Raw genomic sequence first — 19,819 nt, 5'->3', positions numbered from 1 at the left:
GAAGATCATATTGCACGGTCATCAGACGCCTGTCTTGCCGGTTACGCTCAGCGCACGAGACGTGACGTTCTCCTATGGAAAGACGGAGATACTCAAACGGGTCAGTGCTGCGATTTCGCCCGGCAAGCTGACGGCGCTTGTCGGGCCGAACGGATCGGGAAAATCCACATTGCTTGCGGCACTTGCCAGGTTTCTCTCTCCGTCCTCCGGTTCTGTGGAACTGGACGGCCGACCGATCCTGAGCCAACCGACCAAGGCGGTTGCCCGCAGGCTGGCGATCCTGCCGCAATCGCCGCCCTTGCCGGAAGGGATCACCGTCTTCGAACTCGTCTCGCGCGGCCGATATCCGCATAGTGGCCTGCTCGGCCTGTGGAGTGCAGCCGATCTTGCGGCGATCGATACCGCCATGGGCATGACCGGCGTACGCGACTTTGCCGATCGTCCAGTGAGCGGGCTTTCCGGCGGGCAGCGCCAGCGTTGCTGGATTGCCATGGCTTTGGCACAGGAAACACCTGTCCTGCTGCTGGATGAGCCGACATCGGCACTCGATCTGCGTTATCAGCTTGAGATTCTGGCGCTGCTGAAGATCCTCAGTGCCCAGCATGGCCGAACCATCGTCGTTGCGCTGCACGACCTCAATCTCGCAGCCTCCCATGCCGACCATATGATCTTCTTCCGCGAGGGTGTCGTGCATGGCGCAGGCGCGACACGGGACGTGTGCACGGCAACGATGATAGAAGCCGTGTTCGATGTAGCCGTCGATGTATTGGTTGACCCGTCAAGCGGGAGACAGGTCTTCGTGCCGAAACTGCCGGATGTTGGCGAAGGCGGGCGGCATGGCTGAGAGTGCATTTGCTGGAGCACGCTATCGGACTTTTTCTACCGGCAGGCTCCTTGTCCTGGCTGGCCTCTTATGCGCCGTTGCCTGCGCTGCACTTCTGTCGCTCGTCATCGGCGCGCGGCCGATTTCCAGCAATACGATCCTGACCGCTTTCACCGCCTATGACCCGACAGATTTCGATCATCAAGCGCTGTTCCTATTTCGCCTGCCGCGCCTCATTGCTGCGATTCTCGTCGGTGGAGCGCTGGCGCTGACCGGTGCGCTGATGCAGGCGGTGATCCGCAATCCGTTGGCCGAACCGCAACTTCTTGGCCTGAATGCGGGCGCGGCGCTGGCGGTGGTCGCCACATCGGCCGCCGGTCTCGACGTTGCCGGGCTGACCCGGCCGGCGATTGCCGCCCTCGGCGCCTTCGCATCCTTCGCCATCGTGCTTGCCCTGTCCGGTATCGGCCGCTCCGGTGCGACTCCCCTGAAGGTCACGCTGAGCGGCGTCATCGTGTCTGCCTTCGCAGCATCGGTGACCTCGGCGCTTCTCCTGATCGACGATCAGGCGCTGCAGGATCTGAGGCTCTGGCTTGCCGGTGATCTGGCGGGGCGGTCGAGCGACAATCTCGCTATCACCGCTCCCGTGAGCGTGGCCGGTACGGTGGCCGCTTTTTTGCTGGCCCCCCGGCTTTCTGCGCTGGCGCTCGGCGACGAGGTGGCGCGCGGGTTGGGCATCAATGTCAAAAGAACCCGCCTTGCCGCACTTTCGATCGCCGCAATCCTGAGCGGGACTGCCGTGACGCTGGCCGGCCCGATCGGTTTCATCGGCCTGATCGTGCCGCATCTTGTAAGGCGTATCATGGGGGAGAACATCCGGCTTCAATTCCTGGCCTGCCTGCTTGGTGGCCCGGTGCTTCTCCTGGTCGCCGACATGCTGGCGCGACGGTTGATTGCACCCGCCGAGATCGCCACAGGCGTCATTACCGGTGCCGTCGGCGCGCTTTTCTTCATCATTCTGGTCGCACGGCATTTCCGATGAACCAGCCTCACCTCCACTCTGGATATCGAAAGGCAGGAAATGGGACCTCGTTCCTGATCTTTCGACCTTATGTAGTGGCCGTCCTGCTTGCCATGGCGGCCATTGTTTTCGCCGGAGCGATCGCAGCTTCGATGATCGGAAGCGTGACGACCTCGGTGACGGCAGCTTTTGCCTGGCTCATCGGCACCGGAGAGGATGAGCTGCTTGCCTTCATAATCGGCCAATTGCGCCTTGCTCGCATTCTGCTTGCTTTGCTTTGTGGCGCAGCCCTCGGAGCGGCCGGTGCCGCGATGCAATCGGCGACGCGCAACGGTCTGGCGGATCCCGGCCTGATCGGCGTCAAGGAAGGGACCGTGATCACCGTCGTTGCAATGCTGTTGCTCTTTCCACAGGCACCGGCCTTCTGGCGGCCGCTGCTCGGCCTTGTCGGAGGCGGCGCCGTCGCGATCACTGTCATCGGTATCGCGCGCTCTGTTTCGGGGCTGCGTTTCGTGCTGATCGGTATCGGCGTCTCGTGGCTGCTTTCATCTGTCATCGCGCTTTTCATGACTATGGCTGCGATCAGCGAAGTGCAGACGGCGATGATCTGGCTTGGTGGCAGCCTGCATGCCGCCTCCTGGCTCGATCTGAAGCTTGCCTTGCCATGGACCCTTGCAGGTTTTGCCATCCTGTTCGCGACGACACGATCCGCCGATACTGCCATGCTTGGCGACATGGCAGCGGTCGGGCTTGGCATCCGGTTGCGGCAATTGAATGCAGCCCGGCTTTTTTCCTCCGTCCTCCTTACATCCGCCTGCGCATCGGTCGTGGGAGGGTTGGGTTTTGTCGGCCTCATAGCCCCGCATCTTGCACGCCTCTGCTTTGGGTCGTCGCAAATGCCACTTCTGTTCGGCAGTGCCGTTTTCGGCAGCCTTCTCGTCCTTGCCGCAGATACGATTGGCCGTACTGTTTTTGCTCCGATCCAAATCCCTGCAGGGATACTGATGGCCATTCTGGGCCTGCCGTTTTTCGTCGGCCTGATGTGGCAGAGAAGGGACGCATTATGATCTCGTCGCGTGGTCAAGCCGTGGTCTGTGCCGCGTTGATGATGGCCAGCTTCTTTCTGTCTGTGTCGTCCGTGTCGGGACGATCCATCACCGACGATGCGGGGCGGATCGTCGACGTTCCCGACAGACCATTACGGATCATATCGCTGGACGATGCGGATCTCACCGTTCCGCTGCTTGAACTGGGCGTGATTCCGATTGCCAGCCTCGGTCGCCTCAGTCGGGATGGCCGCCATTTCCTGCGATCCAGCCTGACACTGACGGGACTTGATTTCGACAATACCGGAATGGCCTTTCTGGGCCTGCAGCCGATCGACGTTGAGCGTGTAGCGTCGCTCAAGCCGGATCTCATCGTGACGCTGAAGGGACGGCCGACACCGGCAGAACAGTTACAGGCCATCGCACCAGCCATTGTCATCGACGATATCCGGCGCGGACCGGATGGTGTTTACGACATTCTGGCCGAACTGACGGGACGGCAGGATGCGCTCAAGATCCTTCGCCGACGCTATGCGGCACAGGTAGAGCATCTGCGCAGGCTGGCGGGAGACAATCCGCCGATGGTCTCGGTCATCGCCGCCACATCTGACGGAAAGATCAGCGTTGAGCATAGCTATGGCAGCATGGGACTTGTGCTGCGCGAGGCGGGGTTTCCGTCTCCGAAATTGACCGAGACGATTGCGGAAAATTCCGGCGCCGTGTTCAGTCCGGAAGCGTTACCGGAGTTCGATGCGGACGTCATTTTCGACACGTTCCGCAACGATCGGAACGAGACTGCCAGGGATGCGGAAAAACGCATGGAGGCAATGATGCCGGACTACTGCCGGTTCCTTCGCGCGTGTCGCAACGGTCGCTATTATTTCCTGCCGCGGGACGAAGCCAAATCCACCACCTACGCCGCACGGATGATGGCCGTCGCCATGCTTAGCGGGATTATTTCCTCGCGGCCCTGACGACTAGAAAATCTGAGCTGACAAAAGTATCGCCCCAGATGCTGGCCCATTCCGCGTAGGCATCCTTGTCGTGCTTGAAATTGATGGCATCTGTCATCCACGCACCGCGAAGGCATCTTTGATTGCTTGTGGAGCCCGTGACCCGCCAGTGAACTTCCATCCGGCCGGTTCAGATCCCGTCAAGATCATGGCAACGTTTAAAGGCGATGTGCGTAGGACAGGCCGTGCCCGAGCTCTATGGAGGCTGATTCGATCTGCCCAAAACGTTCAAGCAGGACTGCAGCATCGTCACGGTTGACCGCTTTGGAAAAGAGATATCCCTGTCCTAAATTGCATCCGAGATTCAGGAGCCGCTCGGCCTGATTCACCTCTTCAATTCCCTCGGCAACGACGCGGATTCCCATTTTCCGGGCGATCTGGATAATGCCTTCCACAATGAAACTGGCTGGTTCGAGCGGGCCCAAGCGGTCGACAAATGATTTGTCGATCTTGATGACATCGACGGGCATGGTCAGAAGATGAGTGAGCGATGCGAAACCGGTACCAAAATCGTCCAGCGCGACGCGCAGGCCGCGTGCCCTCAGCATTCTGATCTGATCTGCAATCTCGCTGCCTCTCTGTCCCAGATAAACGGATTCCGTGACTTCAAGAATGATGTGCTCAAGCGAGACGCCAGCATCGGCGAACGTGCGGCACAGTCGATCACCGAGGTTGCCTACATGCAGATCGGCCGCAGAAATATTGACGCCGACATGCTGAAGCGGCAGTCCTCGATCAAGCCAGTTTCTGATATCTGCTGCCACATGAACAAGCATTTGTTCCGTGAGGTCGGAGGCAACTTTGGCATCTTTTGTCGCCTCGTGAAACGTTGCGGCGGCAACGAAGTCACCGTTCGGAATCTGCATGCGGCACAGTGCTTCAAAACCGACGATCTCCCTTGTATCGAGGCGAAGGATTGGTTGATAAAAGGCGTGGATGCGGCCTTGCCGCAAAGCCATCTCGGCCTCTCTTATCGCACGAAAGCGCCGGGTAATGGCGGTTCCGAGGCCGGTCGAATATTCCACATAGTGGCCTCTGCGTTCCTCCTTTGCATGGTATAGAGCTATATCGGCATTCTTGAGAACGAGATCCGGAGAGGATGCCTGGTCGTTCCTCGATCCGCCGGCGGTGGCGGCCGGAAATACAACGTGGCCAGCGCATTCGGCAGTCTGTTTCAATGCCTTCAGGATCTTGTTCGCACATGCCTCAAGGTCGATATGCTTACCGCTCGCGCCGACAATGATTGCGAATTCGTCACCACCCAATCTAAAGGTCTTGTGCGCGCCGACAACGGAAGACGCCCTGCGCGCAACTGTCCTTATCAGATCGTCCCCGGCAGTGTGGCCGAATGTGTCGTTCACAAGTTTAAGGTTGTCGAGATCGAAGAGAAGAATGCCCCACGGTTCCCGGGATGCTGCAAGCTCTGACAGTCGCTGGTGAAAACACAACCTGTTCGGCAGGCCGGTCAGCCAGTCGGTGAAGCCCAGGCGCTCGCGCTCGATCACGCGAAGATTACGTTCGATGGCAATCGCACACAAATGAACGCAGGCGTCGACAATCTGCTGTTCGCGCACTGTCGGGCCGCGTTTGGTGCGAAAATAGAAGGCGAAGGTCCCGACGACGTTGTCGCCGCTCAGGATTGGGGTCGACCAACATGCCTTAAGGCCATGCGGCAGAGCCAAGTGACAAAACAGCTCCCAGCGATGATCATTCGCGATATCGGTGACGACAACGGGCTCACCGAGAAAAGCGGCGGTGCCGCAGGAGCCGACCGTTGGCCCTATCTCCAGGCCGTTGATTGCCATCGAGAAATGATCGGGTAACGAAGGCCCCGCAAGTGTTTGCAGTCGGCCATCCTCAACGGTCAGAACCGAGCAAATTGATTCTGGCGCGATAATTTCGACAGCGCGACATAGCTGATCAATCGTAGTTTGAAGGGGTTCTCCCCGAGCAATCATTTCGAGAATGGCGTTTTGCAGTTCCAGTGTCATCAGCCGCACCTCTTGCGAGAGCATGGTTTATCCGATGCGGATTGCTGCTATGTTTCATATATAATTAAAGTCTAAATTATTGCCGTTTTTCTAACGTTGGACGCGGCTATATCTCTTTGCCGTATCGGTGGAGGCGGCCTCGTGATCGATACCGATCTTGAAAATGTGCCTTGTTTCTGGTGCCGCATCCGCAGCTGATCCGGTGGTCACGGCATCGGGGCTGTGATCAGGAACTCAGCGCCTTGATGGGAAGAGGTTCCCAGCGTGATATTACCCCCATGCGATGCGAGCATCGTGCGTGCAATTTCGAGTCCCATGCCTGTTCCGCCCTTCTCGCGCCGGGTCGAGAAAAACGGCTGAAATATGCGTTCGCGGTTTGCTTCCGAAATCCCGTCGCCATCGTCGATCACAAAGATTTTCGCGGAGGGTCCGTCGGTCTCCACGGTAAGATCGAGGCGCGTTGCGCCATTCTGGAAGGCGTTTTCTGCGAGGTTACCGAATACCACATTTGCGGCTTCTATCGGAAGTGCAAAGCAAACCGTCGATTGCCCTGAGACGGTGATAGCAAACCCGGGAAAGCGCTCCCGAAGCATTCTGCAGACATCGTTGGCACAGATCCTGTCCGCGGGGAGCGGAGTTTCGGCGTAGGCAAGCTCCCTCAGCCTGGCCAGCAACAAATCCAGCCGCTTTGAATCGGCGATGATGTTGTCGAGAAAACGTCGGCGCTCGGCGTCGGTCATGGGCTGCTCGCCGTCATCGTCGCGCATCAGTTCGGCCGCGCCGCGGATCGAGGTCAAAGGTGATTTGAGTTCGTGCGATACATGCGCTGCGAAAGAGCGCACATATTCGCTGCGATCGACAAGCTTGCCGGCGAGATCCAGAAAGCTCTGCGACAAGGTGGCGATTTCAAGGGTGCCGTAACTGCCGAGTGGCTGGATCGCAGCCCGTCCGCCATGCGCAATCTCATGTGATCGCACAATCAGTGCATTGACGGGACCGGCGATGTTTCGATTGAGGACGTAGGCCACTGCCAGGGTCACGAGGAGCACGGCAAGAAGCGCTGCGACCTCGGCCGACGTCGTCAAAGACGCACTGTCGGTAGCTCGAAACCAGATGATGCAGACGATCGGAAGCGCCATGATCGACAGAAGGACGGAATAGACGATAAGCGCCATCGGCGGGCGCCATTTTGGTTTCACTTGCGGTGCGGACATGTCAGCTACTCCGCTCATCTTTGGCATGTAGCCTGAAGCCGACGCCGTGAACTGTGGTGATGACTCCGTCGGCACCGATGGCGGCTAATTTTGCCCGGATGTTCCGGATATGGCTGTCGATCGTCCGGTCGGCGACATATGTTCCAGGTCCATAAGCCGCTACCATCAATTGTTCACGGCTTAACACCATGTCCGGGCGTATCATCAGAGCCTCGAGAATTGCGAATTCGAGCGCGGTCGGCGTCATGGATGTGCTCCCGAAGGTTACGGAGCGGCCGGCCCGGTCCAGACGTAGGCTGCCCGCTGTCAGGTCCTGTTCGCTTCTTTCGTTTGCGCCTGCAGCGCCACTGCGTTTTAGAATGGTTTTGACCCGTGCAACGAGTTCACGCGGGCTGAAGGGTTTGGTGACATAATCGTCGCCGCCGATTTCCAACCCCAGGACCCGGTCTATTTCTTCATCGCGTGCGGAGAGAAAGAGGATCGGGATCGACGACGTTTTGCGGATTTGACGACATACATCGAGACCATCCATATCCGGCATGCCGATATCAAGCACAATCAGATCGGCCTTGCCGGAACGAAACGCCATCATGGCTTGCGTGCCGTTAGCCGCCGTTGTGGTTGCCATGCCGGCCCGTTCGAGCGCAAAGCAGATCACGTCGCGGATGTTCGACTCGTCATCGACGACCAGGATGCGGAACGGCATGACGTCTCCAGAAAAATTCAACGGTATCGGTGATATCGCCGTTCATCTTTCAATCAAAGCGGCGGACCGCAGATAGTTCTCCATTCTATGCGCCCGATAGCTCCAGCTGCGCCAATCCTGCGAGCGCGCCTCGAACCTGGCGGCCAGGCGTTGCCGTGCGAAACTCGCAAAGCGCCGTTTGTCGTTGTCATCGGAAGTGGCCGACAGATAAAGATCGATGGCTGGAATGGCTGAGGGGCCAAGCGAGGCGAGGTATTGGATATCGAGTGGCGGCCCCTGTTGGCCGACTTCCATACTGTTTTCGACATTGAAACGCGCGATGAAGCCTGAAGAATCGAAGAATGCTCCAAGATAGAGAACCGTTGCCAGGGTAACGAGGTTCATCGAGATCAGCCATTCGTTGGATCGGCGCGATGCAATCTGCAGCAGGATGAAGACCAGGCCAGTGGCGACCAGACCCATCCAGATGCCGGCGGCAAATCGCAGTCCCGTCAGCGAGTAGGTTTCGACATAAAGATCGAGGCGGAGGATGGAGGAGAGGCAGAGCATGACGTTCTGCAGGATCCATGCGATGACGAGGGTTCGGATCAGCCGGCTTGTATCTCCCGGTCCGCCCCGGCGCATCGCAATCAGTACGAACGCTGCGGCAAGCAATGCCGTTGCCACCAAAGGATAGGCGCCACGATGAACATATTCAGCGTGGCTCATTCCTGAAGGAAGTTCCGCGCCACACCAGAGATACATCAGGTCGAGCAGGGTCTGCAGCGCGAAAAGCAGGTTAAATATCAACAGGCAGCGAACCAGCGCCGTATGATCGAGGAAACGGCTTGCCGGGTTATCTGTCTTAACATTTATCGAGGAGCGCCTGCATTTGCGCAGCAGGCGCGGACGCATCACCGCCCAGATGAATGTTGCGGCTACCAGCCAGAATGCGAACCTGCCGATATCGAGAAAGTTCAGCATGAACCGGAGATCGATGTTGTGCAGGCCCATTTCGATCAACGGATTGGCCGCGCTGAACAGCAGCAAGAAGACCACTCCCATCGCCAGCGGAAGCATCCAGCCAGTCAGCGATTTCAGCACTGTTCCGAAGATCGTTCGGCCTGAATGTGAGCGTAGATAAAAGCGGCAGGTTTCCGGCAGCCTTATCAATATCACCGGCATGAAACGTAGGAGCGTCAACGGAATTGCACTCGGTGTTTTCGGCAGAAGTCGAGCGCTTCTAAGGGCGATAAGGATGATGGCCATCATGGAGAGAATGAAGCCGCTCACCGACGGCGCTTCCAGCAGTGGCGCTACTGCAAGGGCAGACAGGCCGAGATAGAGAGCAGCGACGGTCGGGCTTGGTCGTTTGCGTGCTGTAAGCAGAACGGCAGCGGCGAGCGAGATTGAAAGGAGGAAAAGATTAAAGCCGGGAGCCTGCTTGAAGATCAGAAAATCCGTGAGAGCGATCATCGCAATAAAAACGGTTGCGCGCCGTTTGACGTGGAAGGAACGACCCATCACGAGCCACTCAGCATTCATCAGTTGCATCTTGAAACCTCGCGCAGGCGTGACAGGTCTTTGATCTCGCGACGGCACGTGGGCGGAGGTGCGTCATCATCGGGGCGAAAATCTTCGTCCAGCCACCAGTTCTCGGTGAGTAGACGATAGGGGAGGCGGGGAAGGGCGGAGCGGTTGGGGATGAGGTGTTTTTTCATACCGGCAGGATGCCCGCGACGTTTGCAGATTATGTGCAGACCATGAGGAGCTATTCAGGATTCTGAGCCGGAGGTGAAAATGCAACTCAGGGCGTGGGGCCTCGGCATCGCGACCTCCTGTCTGATGCAGTCCAGGCCGTATCGCGCATCGACTTCTATGCCGATGACAAGTTGTCCAACATCTCGCCGGGTTTTCATCACCGGGCGACTTTCTCGCTGCGGCTCCAATTTCCTATTGACTTGCAGCGGCTAACCAGTGCTAATGCGCATTAGCAGCTAATACGTATTAGCAGAATTACGGATGTTTGGGAGGACATTACGTGAGAGGTCACAGGCGATTAACCCAGAACGATATTGCGAAGCTGGCCGGTGTTAGCCAGGCAACGGTATCGCTCGTTCTGAACGGCGCGCCGACCGCAATCGCGCGTATTCCTGCGGAAACCCGCGAGCGGGTTCAGGCCGTCATCCGTACGACCGGTTATGTGGCCGATCCGATCGCCCGACGCATGGCCAAGGGTCTCAACCGTATCCTCGGCGTCTTCACCTACGAACCGGCATTCCCAAGCGAACAGGCAGATTTCTTCACGCCCTTCCTGCTCGGGATCGAGGAAGAGGCGCAGCAACAGAATTACGACCTCCTGCTTCTGACCAGCGCCGGGGTTGGCGATAATCGCAAGATCTTTTCCGAAGGCAACCGGCTGAGGATCGCCGATGGCTGCCTCGTGCTCGGGCGAGAATTCGACCGCAAGGAGCTGGTCCGACTGGTGGCGGAGGATTACCCGTTCGTGGCGATCGGCCGACGTGAGGACGCAGGCGGACCCGTTCCTTACGTCGGCGGCGACTACGCGGCGGGCACGCGACGGCTGGTCGAGCAAGCAATCGCGCTCGGGCATTCGAGACTTGCCTATATCGGGCCTGATGGCCCGGCGGAATCCGTTGCCGATCGCTGGCATGGTTTTGCCTCGGAGCTCGGAACGATGGCCGAACTCACTCTGCATGTCGACGCCGTCAATCGGCCGGCGGACGAAATCATTGACGCGATAGAGGCACGTGGCGTCACCGCTGCTTTCTTCATCGAACTGGCGGATGCCGTTCGGGTGGAGGCACGTGCCCGGGAGCGCGGCCTTGTCGTGCCGCAGGATTTTTCGATGGTCGTGCTCGGAAGCCATATCCGCGCGGCACGAAGCCCGGTGCGGTTCACGTCCTACGAAATCCCACGTGAAGAGATGGGGCGGCAGGCAACAGCGATGCTGGTCAACCGTATCGAGACCGGCGGTGCCGGCAGCCAGATCCTGCTCACCTGCCAGCCCGTAGAAGGCGAGACGCTCGGACCTGCCGTGGCAGGCCGGGCGCAGACATCAATCAAAAAACGGATGTGATGACGTGAAAGAGTTGCAAGCAGATATTCTTGTCGTGGGCGGCGGGCTCGGTGGCGTGGCAGCAGCATTGGGCGCGGCACGCGCCGGCAAGCGCGTCATCATGACGGAGGAATTCGACTGGATCGGCGGACAGCTGACCAGTCAGGCGGTTCCCTCCGACGAGCATACCTGGGTCGAGCAGTTCGGTATTACGCGGTCCTATCGCAAACTGCGCAGCGGTGTCCGGCAATATTACCGCGACCACTATCCGTTGACCGAAGGCGCCCGCGCCTGGGGTGACCTCAATCCCGGCGGCGGCTGGGTGAGCCGCATCTGCGCCGAACCACGCGTCAGCCTGGCGGTGATGGAAAGCATGCTGATGCCTTATATCGGTGCCGGCCGTCTGACGGTGCTGAAACCCTACCGGCCGGTTGCGGCGGATGTCGAAGGCGACACGGTTCGCTCGATCACGGTCCGCCACCGCGATACGGATGCCGAGATCGTCATTTCCGCCGACTACGTTCTTGACGCGACCGAACTCGGCGATCTTCTGCCGATGACGGGTACGGAATACGCGAAAGGCTTTGAGGCGCAGTCCGACACGGGCGAACCGAGCGCGCCGGCACAGGTCCAGCCCGACAATGTGCAGGCGGTGTCGATCTGCTTTGCGATCGATCATGTCGACGGCGACCAGACGATCGACAAGCCGGAAAACTACGACTATTGGCGCAAGTACCAGCCGCATTTCTGGGGTGGTCCGCTGCTCGGCCTGACGGCGCCGCATCCGCGCACGCTGGAACACACGACCCGGTCGTTCACGCCGAACCCGGATGATGATCCGCTTCTCGTCGATGCCGACCAGCGCAAGGGCGGCGGCGACGAAAACCTCTGGATCTTCCGTCGTATCGCCGCACGCAAGAACTTTGCGCCGGGTTTCTATCAGTCCGACATCTGCCTCGTGAACTGGCCGATGATCGACTATATGGACGGCACCATCGTCGACGTCTCGGAAGAGGAAAAGGCGCGGCACCTGAAATCGGCGGCCGACCTTTCCTATTCGGTCTTCTACTGGCTGCAGACGGAAGCGCCGCGTCTCGACGGCGGCCAGGGTTACAGCGGCCTGCGTCTGCGTGGTGATATCACTGGCACCGAACATGGCCTTGCCATGGCGCCCTATATCCGCGAGGGCCGGCGGATCAAGCCGGTGACGCGGATCGTCGAACAGGACCTGTCCTTTACCGTGCGCGGTGAAAAGGGCGCGATGCGGTATCGCGACAGCATCGGCATCGGCATGTACCGCATCGACCTGCATCCTTCGACCGGCGGCGACAACTATGTCGACGTGCCGTCCTGCCCGTTCGAGATTCCGCTCGGTGCGTTGCTGCCGCAGCGGATGAAGAACCTTATTCCTGCAGGCAAGAATATCGGCACGACGCATATCACCAACGGTTGTTACCGCCTGCACCCGGTCGAATGGAATATCGGCGAGGTGGCCGGCATGCTGGCGGCCTGGTGCCTGGAGAAGGGGCTGACGCCGCATCAGGTGCAGGAGGCTGACAGCCATCTAGCAGAATTCCAGGCGGCCTTGACCCGCGAAGGTATCGAAATCCGCTGGCCGGAGATCGCCGCCTACTGATTGTTGATCGAACCCATCTTTGGAGGAGGACTGGGAATGCTTTATCAAAGGACTTTGAAAACAACTGCCTGCGCGCTGGCAATCCTTGGAACGTTCGCGCTCGGTGGAACTGCCTTGGCACAGGACGCGGTCAATCTGCGGATGACCATCTGGAGCGCTAACGAGGCGCATCTGAAGCTGTTCAACGAGATCGCGTCAGGCTTCAAGAAGGATCATCCGAACGTTTCCGTCACCTATGAGTCGTTGCCTTTCGAGACCTATACGACGGCGCTGACGACCCAGATCGCTGGTGGAAACGCGCCCGACATGGCGTGGATCTTCGAGACCTCGGCCTATGATTTCGTCAAGTCCGGTGCGCTTTATCCGCTGACCGACACATTGAAGGCGGCAGAAGGCTACAATCTCGACGAGGTCAGCGCCGGCGCCACCGAACGCTGGACGGAAGACGGCAAGCTCTACGCCTATCCGTTCTCGACGTCGCCATTCGCAGTCTTCGTCAACAACGACCTGATAAAGGCCGCGGGCGCGAAAACACCGGCCGAAATGATCGCTGCCGGAGACTGGACGTGGGACAACGCGATCGCAACCGCCGCTGCCGTTGCCAAATCCGGCAAGGGCGGACTGGTGGTGCGCGACTTCAACTATCAGGCATGGCAATATCTAACCTCGGTGTGGAACGGCTGGGGCGCCTCGCCCTGGAGCGCGGACGGCAAGACTTGCACCATGGCCGACAAGCCGATGGCGGATGCGCTGGCCTTCATTCATGATGCCGTGTTCACCAAGAAGGCGATTCCCGGCCCTGGCGAGACAGTGGATTTCTTCGCCGGCAATGCGGCGATGACGATCACCCAGATTAGCCGCGCCTCGCTGTTGCCGAAGGAAAAGCCGTTCAGCTGGGATCTCGTGCCGCTGCCGAAGGGATCAGCGGGAGAATACGCGCTGATCGGCCAGGCGGGTATCGGCGTCATGCAGTCTGGCAAGAATGCCGAAACGGCCGCCGATTTCGTCGCTTACATGACCAATCCGGAAAATTCGGCCAAGCTCAGCCAGTTCTTTCCATCTGCGCGCAAGTCGCTGCTGAATGCCGATATTCTGAAAAAGACCAATCCCCTGCTCACCCAGGAACAGATCGAAAAGGTCGTGATTTCAGGCATCGCCACCGGCAAGGTCATGCCTGGCCATACCGGCTTTGCACAGATCCAGCAGATGGTACGCTCCAATCTCGACGCCGTCTGGCGGCCGGAAGCGGACGTGCCGGCGACTCTCCAGAAGATCTGCGGCCAGATCGGCCCCTTGCTGAAGCGCTGAAGGAGGTTGTTCATGGCTGTCGCGCAGGAAAACGCCCATCCGGAAGGTCGCTCCTCATCGCCGTTCTGGACGATCGCGCGGCGCGACAGCCTCGCCGGCTTCCTCTTCATCGCGCCGCAACTGATCGGGATCGTCGTGTTCGTGCTGATCCCGCTCGGGCTGGTCTTCTGGTATTCGCTGCATGAGTGGAACGTGCTCGCCAACACCTTCACCTATACCGGTGCGCAGAATTACCGGATGCTGATGGAGGACGAGAGCCTTCTCGAAGTGCTGGGCGCGACTGCGATCTTTTCCGCCGGGCTGGTGATCTTCAACCTGTCGCTGGCGCTTCTTCTGGCCGTGCTGCTCAACCAGAGACTCGCCGGCATCGCGATCTTCAGAACCCTGTTCTTTTCGCCGGTCGTCGTCTCGCTGGTCGCCTGGACGATCGTCTGGGGTTTTCTTCTGCAGAAAAACGGCGGTATCAACGGCATGCTTCTGACGTTCGGCATCGAAGGTCCGAACTGGCTCAGGGAAGAGACGACCGCGATGATCTCGGTCATCGTCGTGCAGGTGTTCAAAAATGTCGGTTTGAACATGATCCTGTTCCTGGCCGCCCTACAGGGCGTGCCGAAGGAACTCTACGAAGCGGCGCGGATCGATGGCGCGCCGGCCTTCAAGCAGTTCCGCCGTATCACCCTGCCGCTGATCAGCCCGACCATTTTGCTGACCTCGATCATCACCATCGTCGGGTCGCTGCAGGTTTTTGCCCAGATCGCCGTGCTGACCCAGGGTGGGCCAGGCCTCTCGACGACGGTGCTGGTCTACTACCTCTACCAGCAGGCGTTCCAGTTTCACTTCTTCGGTTATGGCTCGACGCTGTCCATCCTGCTGTTTGCCATCGTCGCCATCCTGACATTCGCCCAGTGGCAGATGCGCAAGAGGATTGTCTTTTATGAGAGCTGACATTTCCCCCCGTGCGAAAGTGGGGCTTTACGGGCTGATGTGCGTCTTGCTCATTCCCTTCGTCTTCCCGACCTGGTGGATGGTGACGTCGTCTATCAAGCCGATCAGCGATATCTTCGCCTTCCCGCCGCAGCTCGTGCCGCAAAACTACGACTGGACGACCTATTCGAAGGTTTTCGAACTGCAGCCCTTCGTCCGGCAATACTGGAATTCCGCCTATATCGCAGCGGTGGTGACCGTCGGCACGATGATCATCTCGTCCATGGCGGGGTACGCCTTCGCCCGGATCAGATTTCCCTATGCGAATGCGGTTTTCATGATCGTGCTGCTCGGCCTGCTGATCCCGTCCGAAGTGACGATCGTGCCGCTGTTCCAGATGTTTCTGAAAGCCGGCATGGTCAACACCCACTGGCCGCTGATCCTCGTGCCGATCTTCGGCGCGCCAAGCGTGTTCGCCACTTTCGTCATGCGGCAGTTCTTCGTGACGCTTCCGGCCGAACTGGAAGAGGCAGCTCGCGTCGATGGTCTCGGACGCTTCAAGATCTTCACCAAAATCGCCCTGCCGCTGGCAAAGCCTGCACTGGCATCGGTGGCTATCTTCACCTTCCTGCATTCCTGGAACCTGTTCCTTGAGCCGATCGTGTTTCTTTCCAGCGCCGATATGTTCACCCTGCCGCAGGCGCTTACCCAATATACCGACGCCTATGGCGGGCCGATGTGGAACATCCAGCTCGCCGCGGCCACACTGACGGCGCTGCCCGTCCTCATCGTCTTCATCATTGCGCAGAAGCAATTCGTCGAAGGCCTCGCCCATACCGGCCTCAAGGGCTGAACAACCGGATCAGATCATGGCAGACGTCACCCTTTCCGACATCCGTAAAAGTTATGGCGCCGTGAAAACCATTCACGGTGTCGACCTCGACATCAGGGACGGTGAATTCGTCGTGCTGGTCGGGCCATCCGGCTGTGGCAAGTCCACACTTCTGAGAATGATCGCCGGTCTGGAAACGATCACCGGCGGTATGCTGAAGATCGGCGACAGAATGGTCAACGACCTCGATCCGAAAGACCGCGACATCGCCATGGTGTTCCAGTCCTATGCGCTCTATCCCCATATGACTGTTGCCACCAATATGGGGTTTTCGCTGGAGCATCGCGGCGCGGCAAAGACCGAGATCGCCGAGCGGGTGAATTGGGCGGCCGGCATTCTGGGCCTGACCGATCTTCTCGATCGTTATCCGCGCCAGCTTTCCGGCGGCCAGCGCCAGCGCGTTGCCATGGGCCGTGCCATCGTGCGCAATCCGCAGGTCTTTCTATTCGACGAACCACTTTCCAACCTCGATGCCAAGCTGCGCGTCGTCATGCGCGGCGAGATCAAGGCGCTGCATCAGAAACTGAAGACGACGACCATCTACGTCACCCACGACCAGGTGGAAGCAATGACGATGGCGGACAGGATCGTCGTCCTTTCCGGCGGCAAGGTCGAACAGATCGGCGCGCCACTCGATCTTTACGACCGGCCGGCCAATCAGTTCGTCGCCGGGTTCATCGGCTCGCCCTCAATGAATTTCATCAAAGGGACGATCACCGGCCAAGGTTTCGCAGCGCCGGGTATCACCCTGCCGCTACCCGCTGCAGCAATGCCGCTTGCGGGCCAGTCTGCAATATATGGCATTCGTCCTGAACATTTTTCCCTCGACGAAAATGGCGTACCGGTTGAGATCGTGCTCGTTGAGCCGATGGGTTCCGAAACCCAGGTGACGATGAAGTTAGGGGAGACCAAAACCACGGGCGTTTTTCGCGAGAGAATAAATGGCGCTCCCGGCGACACGATACATGTTCTGCCGAATGTCGAGGCAGTTCACTTATTTTCCGAGGAGCGTGGAATCCGGCTGAACTGAAACCATCAAGTCAATATCCGCGCCTTTCGGAGATTTGGTCCGGTAACCGATTGGCGGTTCACCACATGGCAGGCAAGTTCGAGTCTGCGTGGCAGTGCCGGTGCGCCGGAACAGAGATCCCGTAGCAGATCGACCGCAGTCATGCCGATCTCGCGCATCGGGATGTGCACGGTGGTGAGCGGCGGGTTGAGGAAGGATGCCTGTGGCAAGTCGTCCATCCCCATCACGGATACGTCTTCCGGTACGCTGTAACCCGCTTGCTGCACGGCCATCATCGCGCCGGCCGCAAGGCTGTCGCCGGCAGTCAGAATGGCGGTGAAATCGAGACCGTTGTTGGCAATGCGTTCGGCGATCGCTTGGCTTGCCAGTTCCGGTAGCCAGTCGTCGACGGCGACGGTCATGTCCGGTGTGGGAGCGATACCACGATGGCGCAAGGCATCCCAAAAACCTTCCTGCCGGCGCTCGATGGTTCTGCGGCCGGGACGCATCAGGAACAGGATGCGGCGGTGGCCGAGATCAAGCAGCATATCTGTGGCAAGCTGCGCCGCCGAGCGATTGCAGGGTGTGACGCTGGAAAGCCGCATATGCGGATCGTCGCCATTGATCAGCACCACCGGCTTGTCGAAAGATCGGGTCGCCGCCAGCATGCGCTCGTCGTCTACAGTCAGGAACAGCAGGCCCGTCACGTCAGGATCACCGTCCGCTTCATCGAGAACGGAACGTTCGTCGCTGGCATCGGCAATCGGCCGGGTGATGATATCGAGGCCAAGCGCATGGGCACGGTCGCGAGCACCCTCCAGAACATGCAGGGTGAACTGGTTGCGAATATAATCGATCATCGCCGCACTTGAGGCGGCAATCACGATCTTCTTGCCAGGAACGGGTGCAGGCATCGGATAATTGGCATCTTTTGCCGCTTCAAGAATACGCTGGCGAATATCCGCGCGGACGCCTTTTTCGCCGGTCAACGCGCGCGAGACCGTGCTCAGCGAAACCCCGACTTTTTCGGCAATATCCTCAAGCCGGACACGTCGGCTCTTCTTGCCTTTCTTGTTCACGATTGCGGGGCTTGTCATGGTTTCCTCCAGCCTTGGCAATCAGACTGCAAAAAATTTTCAGATTGCGCAATCGCAATTCCGATGTTTACATCGTCTCACCGCTCGGGAGAAGCGGATAGGAGGACCGCTTTCGAAAGAGAGCGGAAGGAGGACAAGAGGATGGGCCTTTCTGCCCGGCAAATCCGTGAGAAGCTTGATCTGCTCGTGGTTGGCATGACCGGCCTGCGGGATGATGGTCGCTTTCACGAACCCAATCTTGATGGCACGGCCGGCGACTATATTTCCTTCGAAAGCTGGGAATGGCCGCAGGGTGTCGGCCTTTATGGCCTTATCCGCCTCTGGCTGTTCACCGGCCGCGATGACCTGAAGGCGCTGATCGAGAACTGGTACGCCGCCCGCATCGAAGCCGGCCTGCCAAAGCTCAACGTCAACACGACTGCACCGATGCTGGGGCTTTCCGTTCTGTGGCGCGAAACCCGCAATCCACGCTGGCAGCCTGTTCTAGACGCCTGGGCCGACCGCGCCGTGGCTGAAATGGGCCGCACACCAGAAGCTGCCTTTGCGCATCACGTCTCCGACAAGGTCAATGACGACGAGCTCTGGGACGACACGCTTTATATGGTGGCGCTGTTCCTGGCCTCTTATGGGCAGGCAAGCGGCCGCACCGAATTGGTGGATGAAGCCACAAGGCAGTTCCTCGTCCATACCCGCTACCTTGCCGACAAAAAGACGGGCCTTTGGTTCCATGGCTGGACCTTTCAGGGGCACCACAATTTTGCCGAGGCACGCTGGGCACGCGGCAATGCCTGGATCACCGCCGGTTTGCTGGATCTTTTCGACCTTGCCGACATTCCGGCACCGGTAAAGGATTTTCTGACCGGCGTGCTGGTGGCACAGGTCGATGCGCTTCTCGAATTGCAGACGGCCTCCGGCGCATGGAGAACCCTGCTTGATGACCCGACCTCCTACGAGGAAATCTCGGCCACGGCCGGCTTTGGTTATGGTCTCCTCAAAGCCTATCGTCTTGGTCTCGGCACCCCCGAATGGCGGGCGGCCGGTTTTCGTGCGGTCGAGGTATTGCTTGCCAATATCGATGACAGCGGCACCGTGCTGAACGTGTCCTACGGCACCCGCATGGGCCATGACCTGCAGTTCTATCGCGACATTCCGATCCAGCCGACCGGTTACGGTCAGGCGCTGGCGATCCTCTGCCTGTCCGAGGCGCTTCAGCATGTCGAAGGAGAGGTTCCATGACGATGAAGGTTCTGTATGGCGCTGGCCCGGATGACATCAAGACTTTCGATACGGCACGGCTGCGTAAGGAATTTCTGGTCGAGGATCTGTTTCAGCCCGGTGTGGTGAGTTTTACCTATACCCATGTCGATCGGCTGATCCTCGGCGGAGCTGTGCCGGGCACGACGGCGCTGACGTTCGGTTCGGGCGAAGAGATCGGCACGCCGTTCCTGCTGTCTGCGCGCGAGATGGGTGTCGCCAATCTCGGGGGCAAGGGCACGATCACCGTCGATGGTGAGGTTTTCAAGCTGGAAAACCGTGACATTCTCTACATTGGCCGTGGCGCGAAAGAGATTTCCGTCGTCAGCGAAATCGCCGATACGCCGGCACGCTTCTACATGAATTCGGTGCCGGCCGGTGCCGATATCCCGCACCGGCTGATCAAGCAGGCCGAATCCAAGCCGCTTGATCTTGGAGAAGCAAGACGCTCCAACAAGCGGAACTTGCGGATGTACATCCACCCGCAGGTGGCGCCGTCCTGCCTGCTGCTGATGGGCATTACCGATCTGGCCGAAGGCAGTGTCTGGAACACCATGCCGCCGCACCTGCATGAGCGGCGCATGGAGGCTTATTGTTATTTCGATCTCGCCCCGGAAGAGCGCGTCATTCACCTGATGGGACGGCCGGAAGAAACCCGGCATCTGCTGGTCAAGGATCTCGATGCGGTGCTGTCGCCGGCTTGGTCGATCCATATGGGGGCAGGCACTGATGCCTACGCTTTCGTCTGGGGAATGACCGGCGAAAACCAGGAATATAACGACGTGGCCCCGGTGGCCCTCAGCCAACTCAGATAATGCGGAACGGCA

Annotated in this window: 17 protein-coding genes; 12 read left to right on the top strand and 5 right to left on the bottom strand. The window is 59.1% G+C overall.

All coding sequences use genetic code 11. The annotated features are described in order from the left end of the window. Positions 1 to 10 precede the first annotated feature (10 nt). The 4 genes from FHP24_RS12355 to FHP24_RS12340 all read left to right on the top strand — a co-directional run bounded on the left by FHP24_RS12355 (position 11) and on the right by FHP24_RS12340 (position 3,864). Positions 11 to 844 (top strand): ABC transporter ATP-binding protein, encoded by an 834-nt coding sequence (locus FHP24_RS12355; RefSeq protein ID WP_246091722.1) that lies wholly within the window; start codon positions 11 to 13, stop codon positions 842 to 844. Beyond that, positions 837 to 1,865, top strand: coding sequence for a FecCD family ABC transporter permease (locus FHP24_RS12350; RefSeq protein ID WP_139676497.1), 1,029 nt, complete (start codon positions 837 to 839; stop codon positions 1,863 to 1,865). Before FHP24_RS12355 ends, FHP24_RS12350 begins: the two co-directional genes overlap by 8 nt. A 74-nt stretch (positions 1,866 to 1,939) precedes the next feature. After that, complete coding sequence (locus tag FHP24_RS12345; RefSeq protein ID WP_246091721.1) at positions 1,940 to 2,911, top strand: FecCD family ABC transporter permease; 972 nt, start codon at positions 1,940 to 1,942, stop codon at positions 2,909 to 2,911. After that, a complete protein-coding gene (locus FHP24_RS12340; RefSeq protein WP_139676495.1) occupies positions 2,908 to 3,864 on the top strand; it encodes an ABC transporter substrate-binding protein in 957 nt (318 codons plus the stop codon). Before FHP24_RS12345 ends, FHP24_RS12340 begins: the two co-directional genes overlap by 4 nt. A 197-nt stretch (positions 3,865 to 4,061) precedes the next feature. Here the strand turns inward: FHP24_RS12340 and FHP24_RS12335 are convergent, their stop codons facing one another. The 4 genes from FHP24_RS12335 to FHP24_RS12320 form a co-directional block, all read right to left on the bottom strand. Further along, positions 4,062 to 5,894 carry a putative bifunctional diguanylate cyclase/phosphodiesterase gene (locus FHP24_RS12335; RefSeq protein WP_139676494.1) on the bottom strand — a complete coding sequence of 611 codons (1,833 nt, stop codon included), beginning with the start codon at positions 5,892 to 5,894 and terminating at the stop codon, positions 4,062 to 4,064. 206 nt (positions 5,895 to 6,100) lie between these two features. Next, the gene (locus FHP24_RS12330) at positions 6,101 to 7,108 is read right to left on the bottom strand and encodes a sensor histidine kinase (protein ID WP_139676493.1); all 1,008 of its coding nucleotides are present in this window, start codon (positions 7,106 to 7,108) and stop codon (positions 6,101 to 6,103) included. Between the two features lies 1 nt (position 7,109). Then, complete coding sequence (locus tag FHP24_RS12325) at positions 7,110 to 7,814, bottom strand: response regulator transcription factor (protein WP_139676492.1); 705 nt, start codon at positions 7,812 to 7,814, stop codon at positions 7,110 to 7,112. Between the two features lie 42 nt (positions 7,815 to 7,856). Continuing rightward, positions 7,857 to 9,338 (bottom strand): DUF4153 domain-containing protein, encoded by a 1,482-nt coding sequence (locus FHP24_RS12320; RefSeq protein ID WP_246091720.1) that lies wholly within the window; start codon positions 9,336 to 9,338, stop codon positions 7,857 to 7,859. Between the two features lie 496 nt (positions 9,339 to 9,834). Between FHP24_RS12320 and FHP24_RS12315 the strand changes: the two genes are divergently transcribed. Genes FHP24_RS12315 through FHP24_RS12290 form a run of 6 tightly spaced genes read left to right on the top strand, consistent with a single transcriptional unit; the run spans position 9,835 to position 16,662 of the window. Further along, complete coding sequence (locus FHP24_RS12315; protein ID WP_139676490.1) at positions 9,835 to 10,893, top strand: LacI family DNA-binding transcriptional regulator; 1,059 nt, start codon at positions 9,835 to 9,837, stop codon at positions 10,891 to 10,893. A gap of 4 nt (positions 10,894 to 10,897) precedes the next feature. Next, the gene (locus tag FHP24_RS12310; RefSeq protein ID WP_210237827.1) at positions 10,898 to 12,508 is read left to right on the top strand and encodes an FAD-dependent oxidoreductase; all 1,611 of its coding nucleotides are present in this window, start codon (positions 10,898 to 10,900) and stop codon (positions 12,506 to 12,508) included. A 36-nt stretch (positions 12,509 to 12,544) separates the two neighbouring features. Then, positions 12,545 to 13,816, top strand: coding sequence for an ABC transporter substrate-binding protein (locus FHP24_RS12305; RefSeq protein ID WP_139676489.1), 1,272 nt, complete (start codon positions 12,545 to 12,547; stop codon positions 13,814 to 13,816). Positions 13,817 to 13,828: 12 nt separating this feature from the next. Then, on the top strand, positions 13,829 to 14,761 hold the full coding sequence (locus FHP24_RS12300) for a carbohydrate ABC transporter permease (protein WP_139676488.1): 933 nt from the start codon (positions 13,829 to 13,831) through the stop codon (positions 14,759 to 14,761). Beyond that, complete coding sequence (locus FHP24_RS12295) at positions 14,751 to 15,593, top strand: carbohydrate ABC transporter permease (protein ID WP_139676487.1); 843 nt, start codon at positions 14,751 to 14,753, stop codon at positions 15,591 to 15,593. The genes FHP24_RS12300 and FHP24_RS12295 overlap by 11 nt, the downstream gene beginning before the upstream one ends. A gap of 16 nt (positions 15,594 to 15,609) precedes the next feature. After that, on the top strand, positions 15,610 to 16,662 hold the full coding sequence (locus tag FHP24_RS12290) for an ABC transporter ATP-binding protein (protein WP_139676486.1): 1,053 nt from the start codon (positions 15,610 to 15,612) through the stop codon (positions 16,660 to 16,662). A 5-nt stretch (positions 16,663 to 16,667) separates the two neighbouring features. Here the strand turns inward: FHP24_RS12290 and FHP24_RS12285 are convergent, their stop codons facing one another. Next, on the bottom strand, positions 16,668 to 17,738 hold the full coding sequence (locus tag FHP24_RS12285) for a LacI family DNA-binding transcriptional regulator (protein ID WP_180355982.1): 1,071 nt from the start codon (positions 17,736 to 17,738) through the stop codon (positions 16,668 to 16,670). 141 nt (positions 17,739 to 17,879) lie between these two features. Between FHP24_RS12285 and bglB the strand changes: the two genes are divergently transcribed. Both bglB and kduI read left to right on the top strand, forming a co-directional pair. Next, positions 17,880 to 18,974, top strand: coding sequence for a beta-galactosidase BglB (gene bglB, locus FHP24_RS12280; protein WP_139676485.1), 1,095 nt, complete (start codon positions 17,880 to 17,882; stop codon positions 18,972 to 18,974). Further along, positions 18,971 to 19,807 carry a 5-dehydro-4-deoxy-D-glucuronate isomerase gene (gene kduI, locus FHP24_RS12275; protein ID WP_139676484.1) on the top strand — a complete coding sequence of 279 codons (837 nt, stop codon included), beginning with the start codon at positions 18,971 to 18,973 and terminating at the stop codon, positions 19,805 to 19,807. The genes bglB and kduI overlap by 4 nt, the downstream gene beginning before the upstream one ends. The last annotated feature ends 12 nt before the right edge of the window (positions 19,808 to 19,819 follow it).

The sequence above is a fragment of the Aliirhizobium smilacinae genome (assembly GCF_006335145.1).
Lineage (GTDB): Bacteria > Pseudomonadota > Alphaproteobacteria > Rhizobiales > Rhizobiaceae > Neorhizobium > Neorhizobium smilacinae.
This window is presented reverse-complemented; position numbering and strand designations above follow the sequence as displayed.